The organism is Pseudarthrobacter sp. L1SW (assembly GCF_020809045.1).
Taxonomy (GTDB): Bacteria; Actinomycetota; Actinomycetes; order Actinomycetales; family Micrococcaceae; genus Arthrobacter.
This window is the reverse complement of record NZ_CP078079.1, coordinates 2801912-2818976: the sequence shown is the minus strand read 5'-3', so window position 1 is coordinate 2818976 and position 17065 is coordinate 2801912. Positions and strand designations below refer to the sequence as shown.

At 67.5% G+C, this 17065-nt stretch carries 13 protein-coding genes and 1 pseudogene; 9 read left to right on the top strand and 5 right to left on the bottom strand.

What is annotated here, in order from left to right; genetic code table 11:
• Positions 1 to 39: 39 nt before the first annotated feature.
• Complete coding sequence (gene groL / locus KTR40_RS12945; RefSeq protein WP_228403982.1) at positions 40 to 1650, top strand: chaperonin GroEL; 1611 nt, start codon at positions 40 to 42, stop codon at positions 1648 to 1650.
• A gap of 82 nt (positions 1651 to 1732) precedes the next feature.
• On the opposite strand, the gene KTR40_RS12940 is transcribed toward groL, so the two are convergent.
• A complete protein-coding gene (locus KTR40_RS12940; protein WP_228403981.1) occupies positions 1733 to 2335 on the bottom strand; it encodes a dihydrofolate reductase family protein in 603 nt (200 codons plus the stop codon).
• Between the two features lie 82 nt (positions 2336 to 2417).
• Between KTR40_RS12940 and KTR40_RS12935 the strand changes: the two genes are divergently transcribed.
• The 7 genes and pseudogenes from KTR40_RS12935 to KTR40_RS12905 all read left to right on the top strand — a co-directional run bounded on the left by KTR40_RS12935 (position 2418) and on the right by KTR40_RS12905 (position 13007).
• Positions 2418 to 3941, top strand: coding sequence for an ATP-dependent DNA ligase (locus KTR40_RS12935; RefSeq protein ID WP_228406141.1), 1524 nt, complete (start codon positions 2418 to 2420; stop codon positions 3939 to 3941).
• A 126-nt stretch (positions 3942 to 4067) separates the two neighbouring features.
• Positions 4068 to 5711 carry a response regulator transcription factor gene (locus KTR40_RS12930; RefSeq protein ID WP_228403980.1) on the top strand — a complete coding sequence of 548 codons (1644 nt, stop codon included), beginning with the start codon at positions 4068 to 4070 and terminating at the stop codon, positions 5709 to 5711.
• Between the two features lie 92 nt (positions 5712 to 5803).
• Positions 5804 to 6064 (top strand): annotated as a pseudogene (locus KTR40_RS12925) (hypothetical protein); the annotation flags it as partial.
• A 79-nt stretch (positions 6065 to 6143) separates the two neighbouring features.
• A complete protein-coding gene (locus tag KTR40_RS12920; protein WP_228403979.1) occupies positions 6144 to 7250 on the top strand; it encodes an NAD(P)/FAD-dependent oxidoreductase in 1107 nt (368 codons plus the stop codon).
• A gap of 9 nt (positions 7251 to 7259) precedes the next feature.
• Positions 7260 to 9365: an acyltransferase family protein gene (locus KTR40_RS12915; RefSeq protein WP_370633133.1), complete on the top strand. Its 2106-nt coding sequence runs from the start codon at positions 7260 to 7262 to the stop codon at positions 9363 to 9365.
• Between the two features lie 168 nt (positions 9366 to 9533).
• Positions 9534 to 11045, top strand: coding sequence for an IMP dehydrogenase (guaB, locus tag KTR40_RS12910; RefSeq protein WP_104998577.1), 1512 nt, complete (start codon positions 9534 to 9536; stop codon positions 11043 to 11045).
• 84 nt (positions 11046 to 11129) lie between these two features.
• The gene (locus KTR40_RS12905; protein ID WP_228403978.1) at positions 11130 to 13007 is read left to right on the top strand and encodes an ABC transporter ATP-binding protein; all 1878 of its coding nucleotides are present in this window, start codon (positions 11130 to 11132) and stop codon (positions 13005 to 13007) included.
• Positions 13008 to 13047: 40 nt separating this feature from the next.
• Here the strand turns inward: KTR40_RS12905 and KTR40_RS12900 are convergent, their stop codons facing one another.
• From KTR40_RS12900 to KTR40_RS12885, 4 genes are all read right to left on the bottom strand, one after another.
• The gene (locus KTR40_RS12900; RefSeq protein WP_139029876.1) at positions 13048 to 13551 is read right to left on the bottom strand and encodes a hypothetical protein; all 504 of its coding nucleotides are present in this window, start codon (positions 13549 to 13551) and stop codon (positions 13048 to 13050) included.
• Between the two features lie 5 nt (positions 13552 to 13556).
• Positions 13557 to 14231 (bottom strand): hypothetical protein, encoded by a 675-nt coding sequence (locus KTR40_RS12895; protein WP_228406245.1) that lies wholly within the window; start codon positions 14229 to 14231, stop codon positions 13557 to 13559.
• A gap of 45 nt (positions 14232 to 14276) precedes the next feature.
• The gene (locus KTR40_RS12890) at positions 14277 to 15080 is read right to left on the bottom strand and encodes a hypothetical protein (protein WP_228403977.1); all 804 of its coding nucleotides are present in this window, start codon (positions 15078 to 15080) and stop codon (positions 14277 to 14279) included.
• 141 nt (positions 15081 to 15221) lie between these two features.
• Positions 15222 to 15869: a hypothetical protein gene (locus KTR40_RS12885; RefSeq protein ID WP_228403976.1), complete on the bottom strand. Its 648-nt coding sequence runs from the start codon at positions 15867 to 15869 to the stop codon at positions 15222 to 15224.
• 49 nt (positions 15870 to 15918) lie between these two features.
• Here KTR40_RS12885 and KTR40_RS12880 point away from each other — a divergent pair, with 49 nt between their 5' ends.
• A complete protein-coding gene (locus KTR40_RS12880) occupies positions 15919 to 17055 on the top strand; it encodes a GuaB3 family IMP dehydrogenase-related protein (RefSeq protein ID WP_139029872.1) in 1137 nt (378 codons plus the stop codon).
• Positions 17056 to 17065 lie beyond the last annotated feature (10 nt).

The following is a 17065-nucleotide window of genomic DNA, read 5'->3' as shown; positions in this document are numbered from 1 at the left end:
GGTCAGCTGCGCGGGGTTCTGTCTTGAAAGGACAAAACCATGGCAAAGCAGCTTGCGTTTAATGACGCTGCCCGCCGGTCTCTTGAAGCCGGCATCGATAAGCTCGCCAACACCGTCAAGGTGACGCTCGGCCCCCGCGGCCGCAACGTCGTCCTGGACAAGAAGTGGGGCGCTCCCACCATCACGAACGACGGCGTCACCATCGCCCGCGAAGTGGAACTGGACGACCCCTACGAGAACCTTGGCGCGCAGCTGGCCAAGGAAGTGGCCACCAAGACCAACGATGTTGCCGGTGACGGCACCACCACGGCAACCGTCCTGGCGCAGGCCCTGGTCAAGGAAGGCCTGCGCAACGTAGCGGCAGGCGCTGCTCCCGGCCAGATCAAGCGGGGCATCGAGGTTTCCGTTGAAGCCGTTGCAGCACGCCTGCTGGAGAACGCCCGCCCCGTTGAAGGCACCCAGGTGGCCAACGTTGCAGCAATCTCCGCCCAGAGCGACGAGATCGGCGAGCTCCTCGCCGAGGCCTTCGGCAAGGTGGGCAAGGATGGTGTGATCACCATCGAGGAGTCCTCCACCACCCAGACCGAACTGGTCCTCACCGAGGGCATGCAGTTCGACAAGGGCTACCTGTCCCCGTACTTCGTCACCGACGCGGAACGCCAGGAAGCAGTCCTTGAGGATGCCCTCATCCTGATCAACCAGGGCAAAATCTCCGCGGTGCAGGAATTCCTGCCGCTGCTGGAAAAGGCCCTGCAGAGCTCCAAGCCGCTGTTCATCATCGCTGAAGACATCGACGGTGAGGCCCTGTCCACGCTGATCGTCAACCGCATCCGCGGCACCCTGAACGTCGTGGCCGTCAAGGCTCCCGGCTTCGGCGACCGCCGCAAGGCCATGCTGCAGGACATCGCCACCCTCACCGGTGCGCAGGTTGTCTCCCCGGAACTGGGCCTCAGCCTGGACACCGTCGGCCTTGAGGTGCTGGGTACCGCCCGCCGCATCACGGTAACCAAGGACAACACCACCATTGTCGACGGCGCAGGTTCGGCCGAAGACGTGGCAGCACGAGTCGCCCAGCTCCGCGCCGAGCTGACCCGCACCGACTCCGACTGGGACCGTGAAAAGCTCCAGGAGCGCCTGGCCAAGCTGGCCGGCGGCATCGGCGTCATCAAGGTCGGCGCAGCCACCGAGGTTGAGCTCAAGGAAAAGAAGCACCGCATCGAGGACGCTGTTTCCTCCACGCGCGCTGCCCTTGAAGAAGGCATCGTCGCCGGCGGCGGCTCGGCCCTGATCCACGCCCTGAAGGCACTGGACGAGGACCCTGCTGTCAAGGCGCTCGAAGGCGACGCCGCCGCTGCTGTGGGCATCGTCCGCCGCGCGCTGGTCCAGCCGCTGCGCTGGATTGCCCAGAACGCCGGCTTCGACGGCTACGTCATCACCGCCAAGGTTGCCGAGCTCGAAACCAACAACGGCTTCAACGCCAAGTCGGGCGAGTACGAGGACCTGATCGCCGCCGGCGTGATCGACCCCGTCAAGGTCACCCGCGCCGCCCTCCGCAACGCAGCTTCCATCGCTGCCCTGGTCCTCACCACCGAGACCTTGGTTGTCGAAAAGCCTGCCGAGGAAGACGAGCACGCAGGCCACAGCCACTGACCTGTGGCTCCGTGCGGGCAACCGTGCATGCACAAAAAACCGGTCCAGCATCCGCTGGGCCGGTTTTTTGTGGGCCTAGGGATCAAGTCCCCGGCATGTCCTGGGTCTCCACGCCCCCCGCGCGCTCGTAGACCAGCGACACCGCCCCCTTCGGGAAGCTGCGCGCCGGCTCGGCGAGGCGGAACGTGGCGGGGATGGTCCCGGCGTCGAAAAGGCGCTTGCCCTGCCCCAGGGTGACCGGGTACAGCCAGAGGTGGAGGCGGTCGAGCACATTTGCCGCGAGCAGCGAACGGATGAGGACGCCGCTGCCGAACATATGGACCTGCTCGTAGTCCTTCCGCAGCCGGCCCGCGGCCTCGGCATCCGGCAGGACTGTTGTGCCCGCCCAGCCAGGAGCGGTGAGGGTGCCGGAGACAACGTACTTGGGCACGCGGTTGAGCGTGCCGCCAATGTCGCCGGACTGGTGGGGCCAGTAGGAAGCGAAGATGTCGTAGGTCTTCCGGCCGAGAAGCAGGGCGTCGATCTGGTTGATCCCAGCCTCGATGGACGCTTCAGCCTCGTCGTCGGACACCGGCGCCTGCCACCCACCGAAGGCGAAGCCGCCCGCGGTGTCCTCCTCGCGGCCGCCGGGCGCCTGGTAGACGCCGTCGAGGGTCATGAACAGGTTCGCGACGATGATTCCCATGGGTCCAGTCTGGAACTGGCATTTCGCGCTGTCCAGCATCAGCGGCCAGCCGTCCGTCCACGTGCGTGGCAGACTGATTGCCATGCTGCTGGACGAGCTTGTCAGAACTGCGGATGCCGTGGCGTCCACCCGGTCCCGGCTCGTGAAGGTGGACGCGCTGGCCCACCTGCTGCGCCGGCTTGAGCCCGCAGAGATCGCGACGGCGGTTGGGCTGTTGGTTGCCAAGCCCCGCCAAGGCCGGGTAGGGGTCGGCTGGCGCGGCATGTCAGCCGCCATGGGGGAGCCCGCCGCCGAGCCGAGCCTGACTGTCGCGGACCTCGATGTTGCGTTGGACCGGCTGCTTGCAACAGCAGGCGCGGGATCGGCAGCAGGACGCGCCGCGACGCTCAGGACGCTCACGGCGGCAGCCACTGAACGCGAGCAGGCATTCATCGCCGGCGTGCTGCTCGGAGAACTGCGGACCGGTGCCCTGGAGGGTGTACTGACGGATGCGGTGGCCCGTGCCTCCGACCGGCCCGTCGAGGCCGTCCGCCGCGCGGCCATGCTCTCCGGCGATCTCGGCGGGACCGCCTTGCTGGCCATCACCGGAACGCCCGCCCAGCTGGACGCCGTCGGCCTCGTCGTCGGGCGTCCGGTGCAGCCCATGCTCGCCTCAACCGCGGCCAGCGCCAGCGCGGCGCTGGAAGCCACCGGGGAGGCGTCCGTGGAATACAAGCTCGACGGCGCGCGCATCCAGGTGCACCGCACCGGCGACGACGTGCGCATCTACACCCGCACCCTGGCCGACGTGACCCACCGGTTGCCCGAGGTGGTGGCGGCGATTCGCGGCCTCGACGTGCGGGACGTGATCCTCGACGGCGAGACGCTCGCCTTGGACGAGGACGGGGGCCCGCGGCCGTTCCAGGAGACCATGTCCCGGTTCGGGGCGGACGCTGTCCGCGAAACGCTGCTGCACCCCTGGTTCTTCGATGTGCTGCACCTTGACGGGCGGGACCTGCTTGACGAGCCGCTGTCCACCCGCATCGGCGTGCTTGATAGCATCGCGCCCGGGCTCCGGATCCCCGGCGAGATCACGGCCGATGCAGCCGTCGCAGAGAGGGTGTCCCGTGATGCGCTCGCAGCCGGGCACGAGGGCGTGGTGGTGAAGGCCGTGGGATCGCCCTACGCGGCCGGCCGGCGCGGTTCCAACTGGATCAAGGTGAAGCCGGTGCTCACCTATGACCTCGTGGTCCTCGCCTGCGAGTGGGGCTCGGGCCGGCGCACCGGGCTGCTGTCGAACCTGCACCTCGGAGCCCTGGACCCCACCGGCGAATTTAGCGAACCCGGCGGCTACGTGATGGTGGGCAAGACCTTCAAGGGCCTCACGGATGAGCTGCTGCGCTGGCAGACCGGGCGCTTCCAGGAGCTCGAGGTTCGCCGCACGGCAGGCACGGTGTGGGTGCAGCCCGTTACCGTCGTGGAAATAGCGATCGACGGCGTGCAGCAGTCATCCCGCTATCCCGGCGGCATCGCGTTGCGGTTCGCGCGGGTCAAGCGCTACCGAGACGACAAGGCCGCGGCGGAAGCGGACACCATCCAGACGCTCCGCGCGCTGCTCCGGCCGTAGCGGGAGGCGCCCCGTCCTGCCGCTTGTGCCCGGTGTGCACCGGGCGTAGCGTGGCGCTTAGGTCCCGGATGCCCGGCGCCCGGGGCAACGAGGCCGGCTGGGCGGACGGCGCCCGAGGAGGTCAACGTGTCAACTGAAACGGCCATCGACGACGGCAGGCTGGCCTTCCGGGAGAATCGCTGGACCGATGCCCTCAGGAGCTACACGGACGCGGACCAGCGTGGCGGACTCCCCGCTGCCGACCTTGAACGGCTGGCCACCGCCGAAATCCTGACCGGCAACACGCCAACAGGACTGCACACACTGACCCGCGCCCACGAGGAATACCTGGAAGTCGGCGATGTGGCGGGCGCCGCCCGGTGTGCCGGCTGGCTGGGGATCCAGTTCATGAACCTCGGCGAGGCGGCACAGGCCGGGGGATGGTTCGCCCGCGGCCAGCGGCTCCTGGACGAGCTGACGGAGCCGAACGTCGTGGAGGGGTTCCTGCTGGTCCCCGCAGCCCTGGGCAAACTCTATGGCGGGGATCCCGCAGGCGCACTCCAGCTCTTCTCCCAGGCCGCCGACGCCGGCCGAAGGTTCCAGGACAAGGACCTGTCCGCGCTGGGCCTCCTGGGCACCGGCCAGGCCACCCTGATGCTGGGCCGGGCTGACGAGGCAATCAGCTTGTTCGATGAAGCAATGATCGCCGTGACAACAGGGGAGCTCTCCCCGATCCCTTCCGGCATCATCTACTGCGCGGTGATCGGCAACTGCCATCTGGCCTTCGACCTGGAGAGGGCGCTGCAGTGGACGGCGGCCCTGGACCGCTGGTGCGCCGCCCGCCCGGACATGGTTCCTTTCAGCGGCCAGTGCCAGGGCCACCGCGCCGAACTCTTCCGGCTCCACGGCGCCTGGCCTGAAGCGCTGGAGGCAGCGGCGGTCGCCCAGAAACGGGCTATCAACGGTGATCCCCAGGCGCTGTTCGGCGGCTACTACCAGCAGGGCGAGGTGCAGCGCCTGGCCGGCAGCCTGGACGCAGCCGAGGCCTCCTACCGGCAGGCGGCGCGGAGCGGCTACGACCCCCAACCAGGCCTTGCGCTCCTGTGGCTGGCCCGTGGCGACCCGCAGCAGGCGCAAACGATGATACGGCGGGCCGCAGGCGAAGCTGACCAGGCCACCCGCCGGCACCTGTTGCCGGCGATCGTGGAAATCGAACTGGCAGCGGCAGATCCGGAAGCGGCAGCCCGGGCTGCCGCTGAGTTGGAGTTCTTCGCCCGGGAGTACCCCAAACCCATGGTCCGGGCCGCGGCCAGCCAAGCTGATGGAGAGGTCCGGCTGGCCGGGGACGACCCTGCCGCCGCGTGCGTCTCCCTGCGGCAGGCCTGGCACCTGTGGGCTGAACTGGGCGTGCCGTATGAGGCCGCCCGGTGCCGGGTGCTGATCGGAATCGCCTGCCGTGCGCTGGGCGACGAAGCATCCGCGCTCATGGATTTTGAGTCCGCCCATGCAGAATTCCTCGACCTTGGCGCCGCTCCGGCCGCCGCGTGGGCGGCTTCCCTCATCCAGGCAGGCCAGGACGACCCCGGCCGGCGCCAGGGCCTCTTGACCCCGCGGGAGGTTGAGGTGCTTCGGCTCGTGGCTTCCGGGCAAGGAAACCGCGCCATCGCCGCACACCTCTTCCTCAGCGAGAAAACCGTGGCCCGGCACATCAGCAACATCTTCCTGAAGCTCGGACTGTCCTCCCGGGCCGCAGCCACCAAATATGCCTTCGAACACGGGCTCACAGGCTAGGAGGCGTACACAAAATTACCCAGCAGGCCCTGCCGCGCACTTGCATGTTTCGCCCGACGCGGCCACCCGGACCGGGCCCATAGCCTTCAAGCATGAACCTCCCAGTCCTCGCCGGCACCCTTTCCACGGTGCTCTTTGCCGTCGGAATGCTGCCCATGCTCGCCAAGGCGGCGCGGACCAGGGACCTGGGCTCCTACAGCCTGGGGAACCTGATGCTGACAAACGTGGCCAACGCGGTCCATTCCGTCTACGTGTTCAACCTCCCGGCCGGCCCCATCTGGGCCCTCCACCTCGCCTACGTCCTGGCCTCCGCCCTGATGCTGGGCTGGTGGCTCCGCTACAGGGACGCAGGCCGCGCCGGGAAGGCGCCACGGGAGGAAGACAGGAAGGCTCAGAAAAAGGCATTCCCATCAACCCAACAGGAGCAAAGCCATGAACAGCAGCAACGTGAGCGGCATGCTGGACACAATGATCATCGGCGGCGGCCAGGCAGGACTCGCCCTGGGCCACCACCTCCAGGAGCAGCAACGGCACTTCCTCATCCTGGACGAAAATCCGCGCACCGGCGACGCCTGGCGCCAGCGGTGGGATTCGCTCCGGCTGTTCACTCCGGCGAAGTTCGACGGACTTCCCGGTACACCGTTCCCGGCCGATCCACTGTCCTTCCCCACCAAGGATGAGGTGGCCGACTACCTGGAAAACTACGCCACGGGGGAGGGCCTGCCGATCCTCCACGGCACCCGGGTGGAACGCCTCTGGCGGGAGGCGGACCACTTCGTGGCAGCATCCAACGGCCGCCGCTGGGAGGCGCGCAACGCCGTCGTGGCCACAGGGGTGAGCCAGGCACCCAAGGTGCCCGGCTTTGCGGCGGAGCTTGCCCCCTCCACACTCCAGCTCCATTCCAGCGGCTACCGGAACCCGGGCCAGCTGCAGGACGGTCCGGTCCTGGTGGTGGGGCTGGGCAACTCGGGAGCGGAGATCGCCCTTGAAGTGAGCCGCTCCCACCCCACCACCGTGGCAGGCAAGCCCGGGGGCGAGCTTCCCCTGAAGCACGGCCGCGCCGCTGCCCGCTATGCGCTTCCGCTCATCCGCTTCCTCGGAATGCATGTGCTCACGCTTGGCACGCCCGTCGGGCGCAAGGCGGCGCCTGTCTTCACGGCGCGCGCCACGCCCCTGATCAGGACCAAGACCAGGGACCTGGCGGCGGCCGGCGTGCGGCTCGCACCGCGGGTGGCCGCAGTGGAGGACGGCAAGCCGGTCCTGGAGGACGGCACCCGGATGGAGGTGGCGAACGTCATCTGGTGCACCGGATTCCGGGACGATTTCAGCTGGATCGATCCGGCCCTGCTCGACGGCGGCGCGCTGCCGCGGCAGCACCGCGGCGTCGCCCTGGATACCCCCGGACTGTTCTTCCTGGGGCAGGAGTTCCTGTATGCGGCCGTCTCCGCGACGCTTCCAGGCGTGGGCCGCGACGCGCGGTACATGGCAGCAAAAATACCCCGCCTCGGTAGGATTGATGTTTTGCCCATGCGCCAGTGAGGTCTTTTTGTGTCGATAGCGGGAACAGGAACCCAATCCGGACCGGTACCCGGGGCCTCCGCCAAGGGCAGGAAACCGGCCTTCCGTCCCGAAGTCCAGGGACTACGGGCGCTCGCGGTCCTCATGGTGGTCACCTACCACGTCTGGCTCGGCCGGGTGTCGGGCGGAGTGGACATCTTCCTGCTGGTTTCCGCCTTCCTGCTGACCCTTTCCTTCGTCCGGAAAGCGGAAGCCGGGCGCCCGTTCGGACTTGTGGCGCACTGGCTGCACCTGTTCAAGCGGCTGCTGCCCGCCGCCGTCGTGGTGGTCCTCGGAGTGCTCGCCGGCACCTGGCTGATCCTCCCGCAGAGCCGTTGGCCGCAGGTCCTGGACCAGGCCTGGGCGTCGTTGTTCTATGGCCAGAACTGGCTGCTCGCAGACACGGCGGTGGACTACTACGCCCAGGACCACGCAGGTGCCAGCCCCCTTCAGCATTTCTGGTCGCTCTCCATCCAGGGCCAGGTGTTCATCCTGTGGCCGCTCGTCTTCGCGGGCACCGCGGCGCTGCTGGCTTTGCTGCACCGCGTCCCGGCGCTGGCCCGGGTCAACTACCGCGGACTGCTGGGGCTGGCCTTCGGCACGGTCTTCGCGTCATCACTGGCATACTCGGTGGAGCAGACAGCCACCAACCAGGCCTACGCCTACTTCGACACCAGGGCCCGCCTCTGGGAGTTCGCACTGGGGTCACTGCTGGCCCTTGCCCTGCCCCACCTCAAACCCGCCCGGGCCTTCCGCGTGGTGCTGGGCTGGGCGGGCCTGGCGGCCATGGTCTCCTGCGGCCTGCTCCTCACCGTGGACCGTTCATTTCCCGGGTACGTTGCGCTCTGGCCCACCCTGGCCGGCGCCGCGGTCATTGTCGCGGGGCAAACCGGCAGCCGCTGGGGCGTGGACAGGCTCCTCAGCAGCAAGCCGCTGGTGGCCCTGGGGGACAACTCCTACGCCCTGTACCTGTGGCACTGGCCCGTCCTGGTGCTGGTGCTCGCCGCCACTGGCGTGGAGGCGCCCAATCTCGTCCAGGGCCTGGGGATCGTCGGTGTGTCCATCGTGCTCGCCGTCTTCACCACGCGTTTCGTTGAAAAGCCGCTTCGCGACTGGCGCTGGCCCCAGCTGCGGGCGCGCCGCACCGCCGTCGTCATTGTTGCCTGCGGTGCCCTCCTGGCCGGGCCCGTCGCCGTATGGCAGACCACGCTCACCGCCGAGGAAAGCGCGACGGCGGCACAGCCGCGGGAGCTCACGCCAGGGGCCGCGGCACTGAACCTGGAGAACGCGCCGGTGCCGCCCCCGGATGCGAGGATCATTCCCGGGCCCGCCGCGCTGGACAACGACTGGGCTGGGATCCATGCCCCCTGCACCGATGCCAACGCCACGGGCGATCCCATCCTCGAGGGCTGCCGGCAGGAGGTTCCGGAAGGGGAGGCCACCAGGCGGATCGTGGTCCTGGGCGACTCCCACTCCCAGCAATACCTGGGTGCGCTGGCCCCCATCGCCGCCGCCAAAGGATGGGAACTGGTCACGCTCCTGATGCCGGCGTGCCGCTTCGGTGCCGAATCGGAAACCAGGAACGCGGAGTGCAACGCCTACAACCGGGCCAGCGCCGCCTACGTCCTGGAACACCGGCCTGACGCTGTGTTCACCGTGGCTACGCTGACGCACGAGGACGCGCCCTTCGAAACAGAGGTGCCGGGCTACCTGGACGGTGTCCGGCCGTTCATAGAAGCGGGAATCGAGGTGATCGGGATCAGGGACAACCCCCGCTTCACGTTCAACATGCCTGAGTGCGTGCAGCGGAACGGTGCCTACGCTGCAGAATGCAGTGTGCCCCTGGCAGAGTCACTGGTGGAGCCGTCACCGCTGGAGGGCTACCGGGGCAAACTGGACCGGCTGCACCTGATGGACCTGAGCGACTTCATCTGTGCGCGGGGGATCTGCCCTGGCGTTGTGGGGAACGTCTATGTGTACAAGGACGACAACCACCTCACCCGGACATATGTGGAAAGCATGATTCCCATGTTCGAGGAGCGGCTGCTGGCAGCCACGGGCTGGAGTGCAGTTGCTCACATTGAACCCATGGAATAGGGGGATCGGCGCGGAGGTTCTAATATTTACTCAATACTTTCTGCCCCCGGGGCGCCGCCTGCCGCGGTGCTTCCTGCACGATCTCCTGCACAGGCCAGTCCCGTAATGACGGGCTGGTCATCGGCTGCAACCCCTACCCGTCCAGCAACCAAGGTAAGAGGCGCACTCATGACCGAGCCCGAACACAACCCCTTCGGCTTCATTGGCCTGACCTACGACGACGTCCTGCTCCTGCCGGGCCACACCGAGGTCATCCCGTCCGAGGCAGACACGTCCTCCCGGATTTCCAAGCGGATCACCGTGCAGACGCCCCTGCTGTCCGCAGCCATGGACACTGTCACCGAATCCCGCATGGCCATCGCCATGGCACGGCAGGGCGGCCTGGGCGTAGTGCACCGGAACCTTTCCATCGCGGACCAGGCGGACCAGGTGGACCGGGTCAAGCGCAGCGAGTCGGGCATGATCACCAACCCGCTCACCATCCGCCCCGAGGCAACCCTGCGCGAGCTGGACAACCTGTGCGCCCAGTACCGCGTCTCGGGCCTTCCCGTGGTGGATGAGGACAACCGCCTGCTGGGCATCGTCACCAACCGCGACACCCGCTTTGTGCCCGAGTCCGACTTTCCGCTGCGGCTGGTCAGCGATGTCATGACCAAGATGCCGCTGGTCACCGGACACGTGGGAATCAGCCGCGAGGAGGCCTCGCACAAGCTCGCCACCAACAAGATCGAGAAGCTCCCCCTGGTGGATGACCAGGGCCGGCTCAAGGGCCTCATCACCACCAAGGACTTCACCAAGGCGGAGCAGTACCCCTTGGCCACCAAGGACGACGAAGGCCGGCTCCGCGTGGGCGCCGCCATCGGCTTCTTCGGGGACGGCTGGGAGCGGGCCATGGCGCTGGTTGACGCCGGCGTCGACGCCCTGTTCGTGGACACCGCCAACGGCCACTCACAGGGCGTGCTGGACATGATCCGCCGGCTTAAGTCCGATCCCGTTGCCGCACACGTGGACATCATCGGCGGCCAGGCAGCCACCCGCGAAGGTGCGCAGGCCCTGATCGACGCCGGCGCCGACGGCATCAAGGTGGGCGTGGGGCCCGGCTCCATCTGCACCACCCGTGTGGTTGCAGGCGTGGGTGTACCGCAGATCACCGCCATCTACGAGTCCGCCAAGGCCGCCATCCCGGCCGGCGTGCCGCTGATCGCCGACGGCGGGCTGCAGTACTCCGGCGACATCGGCAAGGCGCTGGTAGCCGGAGCCGACACCGTGATGCTCGGCTCCCTGCTTGCGGGCTGCGACGAGTCCCCGGGTGAGCTGATCTTCGTCAACGGCAAGCAGTTCAAGTCCTACCGCGGCATGGGCTCGCTGGGTGCCATGCAGTCGCGAGGCAAGAACACGTCCTACTCCAAGGACCGCTACTTCCAGGCGGACGTCTCCGGTGATGACAAGCTCATCCCCGAGGGCATCGAAGGCCGCGTGGCCTACCGCGGTCCGCTGTCCTCCGTGGCCTACCAGCTGGTGGGCGGCCTCCGCCAGACAATGTTCTACACCGGTGCGCCCACCGTTGCCGAGCTGAAGGCACGCGGCAAGTTCGTCCGGATCACCCCGGCAGGCCTGAAGGAATCGCACCCGCACGACATCCAGATGACCGTCGAGGCGCCGAACTACGGCTCCCGCTGACCGCGGGTTCAGCATGATCCGGCAGGCCATGGGGTTTTCGAACTCCAGGGCCTGCCCGCGCCTGTACGGAACTAGGCTGATTGCATGTCCGCACCACGCCATCCGGCGGAACTGACCCCCAAACGCGACCCCCAGCGCCGGCTGGCCCTGCGGCCTTATGCCCGGGCCGTAGCCCAGGTGCTGCGGGTCAGCTTCCGTGCCTCCCCGGGCGCGGTTGTCATGAAGGTCCTGGGCTCCCTGATCTCCGCCGTCCTTCCGCTGGTCACCACCTACTTCGCCGCGCTCACCACCACGGCGCTGGCAGCGGCCTACGCCGGTGATGCCGGCGCAGGGCAGTCGGCCATCATCTACGTCATCATCACCGCCGCGCTCGGCCTGTTCTGGGGCGCCTTCACCAGCGTGGACCGCTATATCCAGCAGCTCATGAGCTTCAAGGTGGGCGCCATCGTGGGCGACCAGATGTACGAAAGGTTCCTCGCGCTCGAGTTCTGGCGGTATGACGACAAGGAAACCGTTGACCTGTACGACCGGGCCAAGAGGTTCTCGGACTCCTACGCACGCGTCCTGGACCGGATCGCCGCCATCTTCACCCAGCTCATCTCTGTGGTCCTCGCCGTCGGGGCGCTGCTGCTGGTGAGCTGGTGGATCGCGGTGATCGTGCTGGTGGCCATCGTGCCGAGCGTCTACCTGCAGTTCAAGCTCTCCAGGGAGCAGATTGCGCACTGGAATACACAGGTGGACTCACGCCGGCAGCGGAGAATGATCGAAACGAACCTCCTCCGGCCGCAGCACATCGCGGAGATGCGGCTGTACGGCATCGTCGGCTTCCTGATGGACCTCCGCTCCCGCCTGCGGGACGCGGACGAGCGCCGCCGCCTTGATTACCAGCGGCGGTACATCCCCAAGCAGCTGGTCGCCGATTCCCTCCAGTACGGCGCAGAGGTGGTGTCCCTGGTCTGGGTGGTGGGGCAGATCATCGCCCGCGCCCAGCCCGTGGGGCAGTTCCTTTACGTGCAGCAGATTGTCAGCAGGGCGCTGTCCACCGCGAACAACCTCGTCTCCTCCCTCAGCTCGATTGACGAGGACCTGGCCAACCTCAAGGACTACGAACTGTTTATGGCCCTGCCCGTGCATTCGGAGCATGCGCCGCCGCTGCTGCAGTCCCCAAAAACCGTGGAGCTTAAGGACATCCGCTTCACCTATACCGGCAGCGACATCGAAGTGATCCGCGGGATCAGCCTCACCATCCGCGAGGGCCAGCACATCGCCATCGTGGGGGAGAACGGTGCCGGAAAGTCCACGTTGATCAGGATCCTGGCCGGGCTGTACCGCCCGGACTCCGGGCAGGTAATGCTCGACGGCGTGGACCTCGCCGCCGTCGACGTCACCTCCTGGCACCGCCACCTGGCGGTGCTGAGCCAGGAGTTCCTCAAATACGAGTTCGCCACCGCCGCCGAAAACATCTACTTCGGCGATGTCGACTCGCCGCGTGACGACGCCCGCATCCGCAGGGCCGCCGGAGATGCGGAGGCACTGGAATTCATCAACAAACTGCCCAATGGCCTGGAAAACCACGTCAGTAACTGGATGGAGGACCCGCGTGGCCGGAAGGGCAGCGGTCTCTCCGGCGGACAGTGGCAGCGGCTCGCGATGGCCCGCAACTTCTACCGGAACGCTTCATTCATGGTGATGGACGAGCCGACGTCGGCCATCGACGCCCTCGCTGAGCACCGGATCTTCACCCGCCTCTTCGCGGACCGCAGCAGCACCATCATCGCCATCAGCCACCGCCTGGCAACCATCGAGAAGGCGGACATCGTGTACATGCTGGAGGACGGCCGGATCGTTGAGCAGGGCACGCACACGGAACTGGTGGCGCTGCGCGGGCGGTACTTCCGGATGTTCGAGTCCCAGCTCAGCGTCCCCGCCAGCCCCGGCCAGGGACCAGCCGAAGCCGGTTGAGTCCCCCGGGCTCCGGCCGGGCGCCCTCGCGGCCGCCCACTCACCGGCGGCTGAGCCAGCCTTTGTAGAGACGGTCCCGGTGCCGGTGCAGGTGGCGCGAGTACAGCATTCCTGCTCCAACGGGCAAGGGAAACGCCGCCAGGAACGCAAGGATGGGCAGGACGTCGGGGGAGGTTCCCCGCGGTGCGGCCAGCATCACGGCTGCAACCAGCACCAGCATGGCCGCCACCATGCCGATCACGGTCCCCGGAACAATCCTGATGTACTGCTCAGCGCGGTTGACGTCATTCGCCGGGCGGGGCTCGCTGCGCGTAAAGCGTGGTCCCACGGCCATCAGCCACCCGGCTCCCGAGATGGCCAACCCCAGGAACGCCAGCACCAGCCCGTCCTCCGGGTTCTGGCCTGTGCCGGCCAAAACAGCGGCCTGGACCGTGCCTGGCACGGCGAAAACCATGCCCATCCACCAAAACCAGAAAACGCGGGCCCGGCGGTGGGCGTACCCCAGGGCCATTTGCGGGAAGCCTTCAGTGTTGGTCGCAGCCATGTTCGTCATGCCGGGGCCGCCAGCAGCGCCCGTACGGCCAGGCCGGGCTGCTGGGCCTCATCCAGGTCCCGGACTCTGAGTTGTCCGTCCTCGTCCAGTGGCGCCGAGGCAAGCTGAAGTGTGCCGTCCTCCAGGACCTTGATGTTGGCAATGACGGGGTCCGGTGTTTCGGCGCTGTACCGCCTTGAGCTCACGATGCCGCCGCCCTGGTTCCCCAGGGCTGCTGCCCCCTCATCCACCTGGGCCTGGACGAAGTCCAGCAATTCCACGTCCTCCCGGAGCGGAAGGCACAAATACTCGCTGAGGGGTCGGAGGAACACGGCCGCGCGGCCGGCGGGGGAGCCCACCAGGTAGCTCGGGGACGTGTACCCGGGACCAATCCGGGTCACGTCGTACCACTGTGATGATGTGCTGAAGATCTGCGCAAGAACCTTGGCCTCCCCCCGGAGGGACACTTCCTCGCCGTTGATCTCCAGCATGTCCCTGACGTTCAGTGTTCCCAGGCCGGCACGGACAAGATCGTGGTCATCAGCCAGTTCGGCCAGCCCAAGGACCCGGCGGGTCAGTGAAGTTCCGGCCCCGGGCACGAAGGCGAGCAGCGTAAGGATTTCGTGGCTCGTGATCCGGTAGGCGGGTGTGGCGGAGCCGGTCTCCGTTTCCGTACTGCTGGGGTCTGTCATTGTTTCCTCACAGGATCAGGTTGCCGGGTTGGTCCAGGCTCGGCCTCAGCCGAAACCGAGCTTACCGCCCACCCATCCAAGGGCATCCCGGGTGCCGGAGGCCACATCCTTGGCGGCGCCTACCACTCCTGCGCCGAAGTCCCAGATCCGCTTGGTGACCGGAACATCCCCCGACATCATTCCCAGGAGTCCCCAGCCGAGGGCAAGTCCGCCCAGGACTACACCGGCAGGTGCTCCTACAATGGTCCCTGTCGCAACAACGGCAGCCACGGAGAGGCCGCCACCAATGAGGCCGTCCGCGATCCTGAAGGGGTCCTTTCCATCGATTCCGGAGAGGACGTCCAGGACACCGGTTGCCCCGCCCAGGACGCCCAGCACCTTCCCGGTGCCCTTCATGAAGTCGAAGAATTTACTGACGCCCGGCTGGACCTGCGCGAGCTCCAGGTTCCAGTTGAATTTGTCGGCAACAAACACCATGGCCGCAGCAATTCCTGATGCCGCGCTGCCGTCGTCAACTCCGATTTTTTCGAGGAGCCACTCGATGCCGGAGGGAGCATGCTGATAGTCCGGGTCCGTGAACGCATCACCCCACCCGCCTTCCGGGGCGGAACCCGCGGAATTTGTGCTGGTCCCGTTCCCGGAGGCGGGTGAAGAACCAGCGCCGCCCTGGTTGCTGGCGGTTTCCTGTTCGACAGCGTGTTTCAACAACGCTGAAGACTGGTTTTGCAGGGACTCCGACGTTTTGTTGAGCATCGGACGGAGGGTGGAGGACCATTCGCTGCGGAACCTGTCGCCGTCGGTGCCCTTCCAGGCAGCGGACTGCACCAGCGCATTCACGGTCGATTCCACACCCTTCAGGCTCGACCCGGATGTTGCCAGTGACCGTGACAGCGTCCGCAGCTGATCGATGTCAGCCCCATATATTCCTGGCGCCACAGTTTGCCCCCAATGTTGTTGCCACAGTCCAAAGAGCCCACAGCAAAACCTACGTCACTCCTGGGACCGCCGCGATGGGGAGTTGTCCCCGCTGCCACCAGTTTGCAGGATGGTCGTCCGGACCCGGGCGAGGCTTGGCTGGGGCGGAACACTGCTGAAACCGAACGTCACGGCGGGGCGGATGGGCACCAGTGCGCCGGCGTCCGTGCCGTTCCAGCTGACGACGGCGGACGTGATGTTGTGGAGGTCGCTCACCCCGTAGTACTCCCGGCGGCCGCTTCCGGCCGTTCCGGCGGTCCGGGGGCCGCCGCTGAGCAGCCCCGCGACAGGACTGACCGCCCCCAGCCAGCGGGGATGGACGGCGAGGGGCCGGGGAACCGCCCGCAGCGTGCGGCCCAGGAGGGTCCGGCTGCCGATGCTGGCGCTCACGGCGAGCGGGCCGGCGTCGACCCTCAATGAGCCCCGCTCCAGCCGGGCGGACACGCCGACCAGCACAACGTCGTCGAACGCGTAGGTGCCGGAGATGAAGTCCGCCACCTCTGCGGTGGGTGCCAGCAGCAGCCGCCGCCCGGACGGCTGCTGGAGCATCACGTCGGAAAACGCGCCGAACGGGGACTGTTGCCAGAGGCCCACCACCGCACGCAGCCCGGAGGAGGTGCCCAGGCCCGCAATGTGTCCATCAAAGATCCAGCGTCTGCCCACCGTGCCACTCTAGCCAAGGACACCGCAGCGGCTGGGATAACCTAGAGCAGTGACTTACGAGATCGAGATCGGCCGTGGCAAGCGTGGGCGTCGTGCCTACTCCCTGGATGACATAGCAATCGTCCCCAACCGTCGCACCCGCGACCCGAAGGACGTCTCCGTCTCCTGGCAGATCGACGCCTACCAGTTCGACATGCCGGTGATCGCCGCCCCGATGGACTCGGCGATGTCCCCGGCTACGGCCATTGCCCTCGGCAAGCTCGGCGGCCTCGGTGTCCTCGACCTCGAAGGCCTGTGGACCCGCTACGAGGACCCGCAGCCCATCCTGGACGAGATCGGAGCGCTGGAGGACGAAACCAACAGCCCCGCCGTGACCGGCCGCATGCAGGAGCTGTACCAGGCGCCCATCCAGCCTGAGCTGATCACCTCCCGCCTCGCCGAAATCCGGGAGGCCGGAGTGACGGTGGCGGGATCGCTCACCCCGCAGCGCACCCAGGAGCACTACAAGACCGTCCTCGCTGCCGGCGTGGACATCTTCGTCATCCGCGGCACCACCGTCTCCGCCGAGCACGTCTCCAAGGACCACGAGCCGCTCAACCTCAAGCAGTTCATCTACGAACTGGACGTCCCCGTCATCGTGGGCGGCGCCGCCGGCTACACGCCCGCCCTGCACCTCATGCGCACCGGCGCCGCGGGCGTCCTGGTTGGCTTCGGCGGCGGGGCCACCACCACCACCCGCCGCGCATTGGGCATCCACTCGCCCATGGCCTCCGCCATTTCCGACGTCGCTGCCGCCCGCCGCGACTACATGGATGAGTCCGGCGGCCGCTACGTCCACGTGATTGCCGACGGCGGCATGGGCACCTCGGGTGACATCGTCAAGGCCATCGCGATGGGCGCCGACGCCGTGATGCTCGGCAGCGCGCTGGCACGGGCGGAGGAGGCGCCCGGCAAGGGCTGGCACTGGGGCCAGGAAGCCCACCACCTTGAACTGCCCCGCGGCGACCGCGCCAACGTGGGCACCGTGGGCCCGCTGGAGGAAGTCTTGTTCGGGCCGGGACACCACACCAACGGCACCTCGAACCTCATCGGTGCGCTGCGCCGCTCCATGGCGACCACCGGCTACTCTGACCTGAAGGAATTCCAGCGGGTCGACGTCGTGGTTTCCCCTTACGCCGGAAACTGACGGACGCCTG

Excerpts from the sequence above, each read along its gene's own strand:
- groL (WP_228403982.1), top strand. The coding sequence starts at position 40 with ATGGCAAAGCAGCTTGCGTTTAATGACGCTGCCCGCCGGTCTCTTGAA.
- KTR40_RS12940 (WP_228403981.1), bottom strand. The coding sequence starts at position 2,335 with ATGGGAATCATCGTCGCGAACCTGTTCATGACCCTCGACGGCGTCTAC.
- KTR40_RS12935 (WP_228406141.1), top strand. The coding sequence starts at position 2,418 with ATGCTGCTGGACGAGCTTGTCAGAACTGCGGATGCCGTGGCGTCCACC.
- KTR40_RS12920 (WP_228403979.1), top strand. The coding sequence starts at position 6,144 with ATGAACAGCAGCAACGTGAGCGGCATGCTGGACACAATGATCATCGGC.
- guaB (WP_104998577.1), top strand. The coding sequence starts at position 9,534 with ATGACCGAGCCCGAACACAACCCCTTCGGCTTCATTGGCCTGACCTAC.
- KTR40_RS12905 (WP_228403978.1), top strand. The coding sequence starts at position 11,130 with ATGTCCGCACCACGCCATCCGGCGGAACTGACCCCCAAACGCGACCCC.
- KTR40_RS12900 (WP_139029876.1), bottom strand. The coding sequence starts at position 13,551 with ATGGCTGCGACCAACACTGAAGGCTTCCCGCAAATGGCCCTGGGGTAC.
- KTR40_RS12895 (WP_228406245.1), bottom strand. The coding sequence starts at position 14,231 with ATGACAGACCCCAGCAGTACGGAAACGGAGACCGGCTCCGCCACACCC.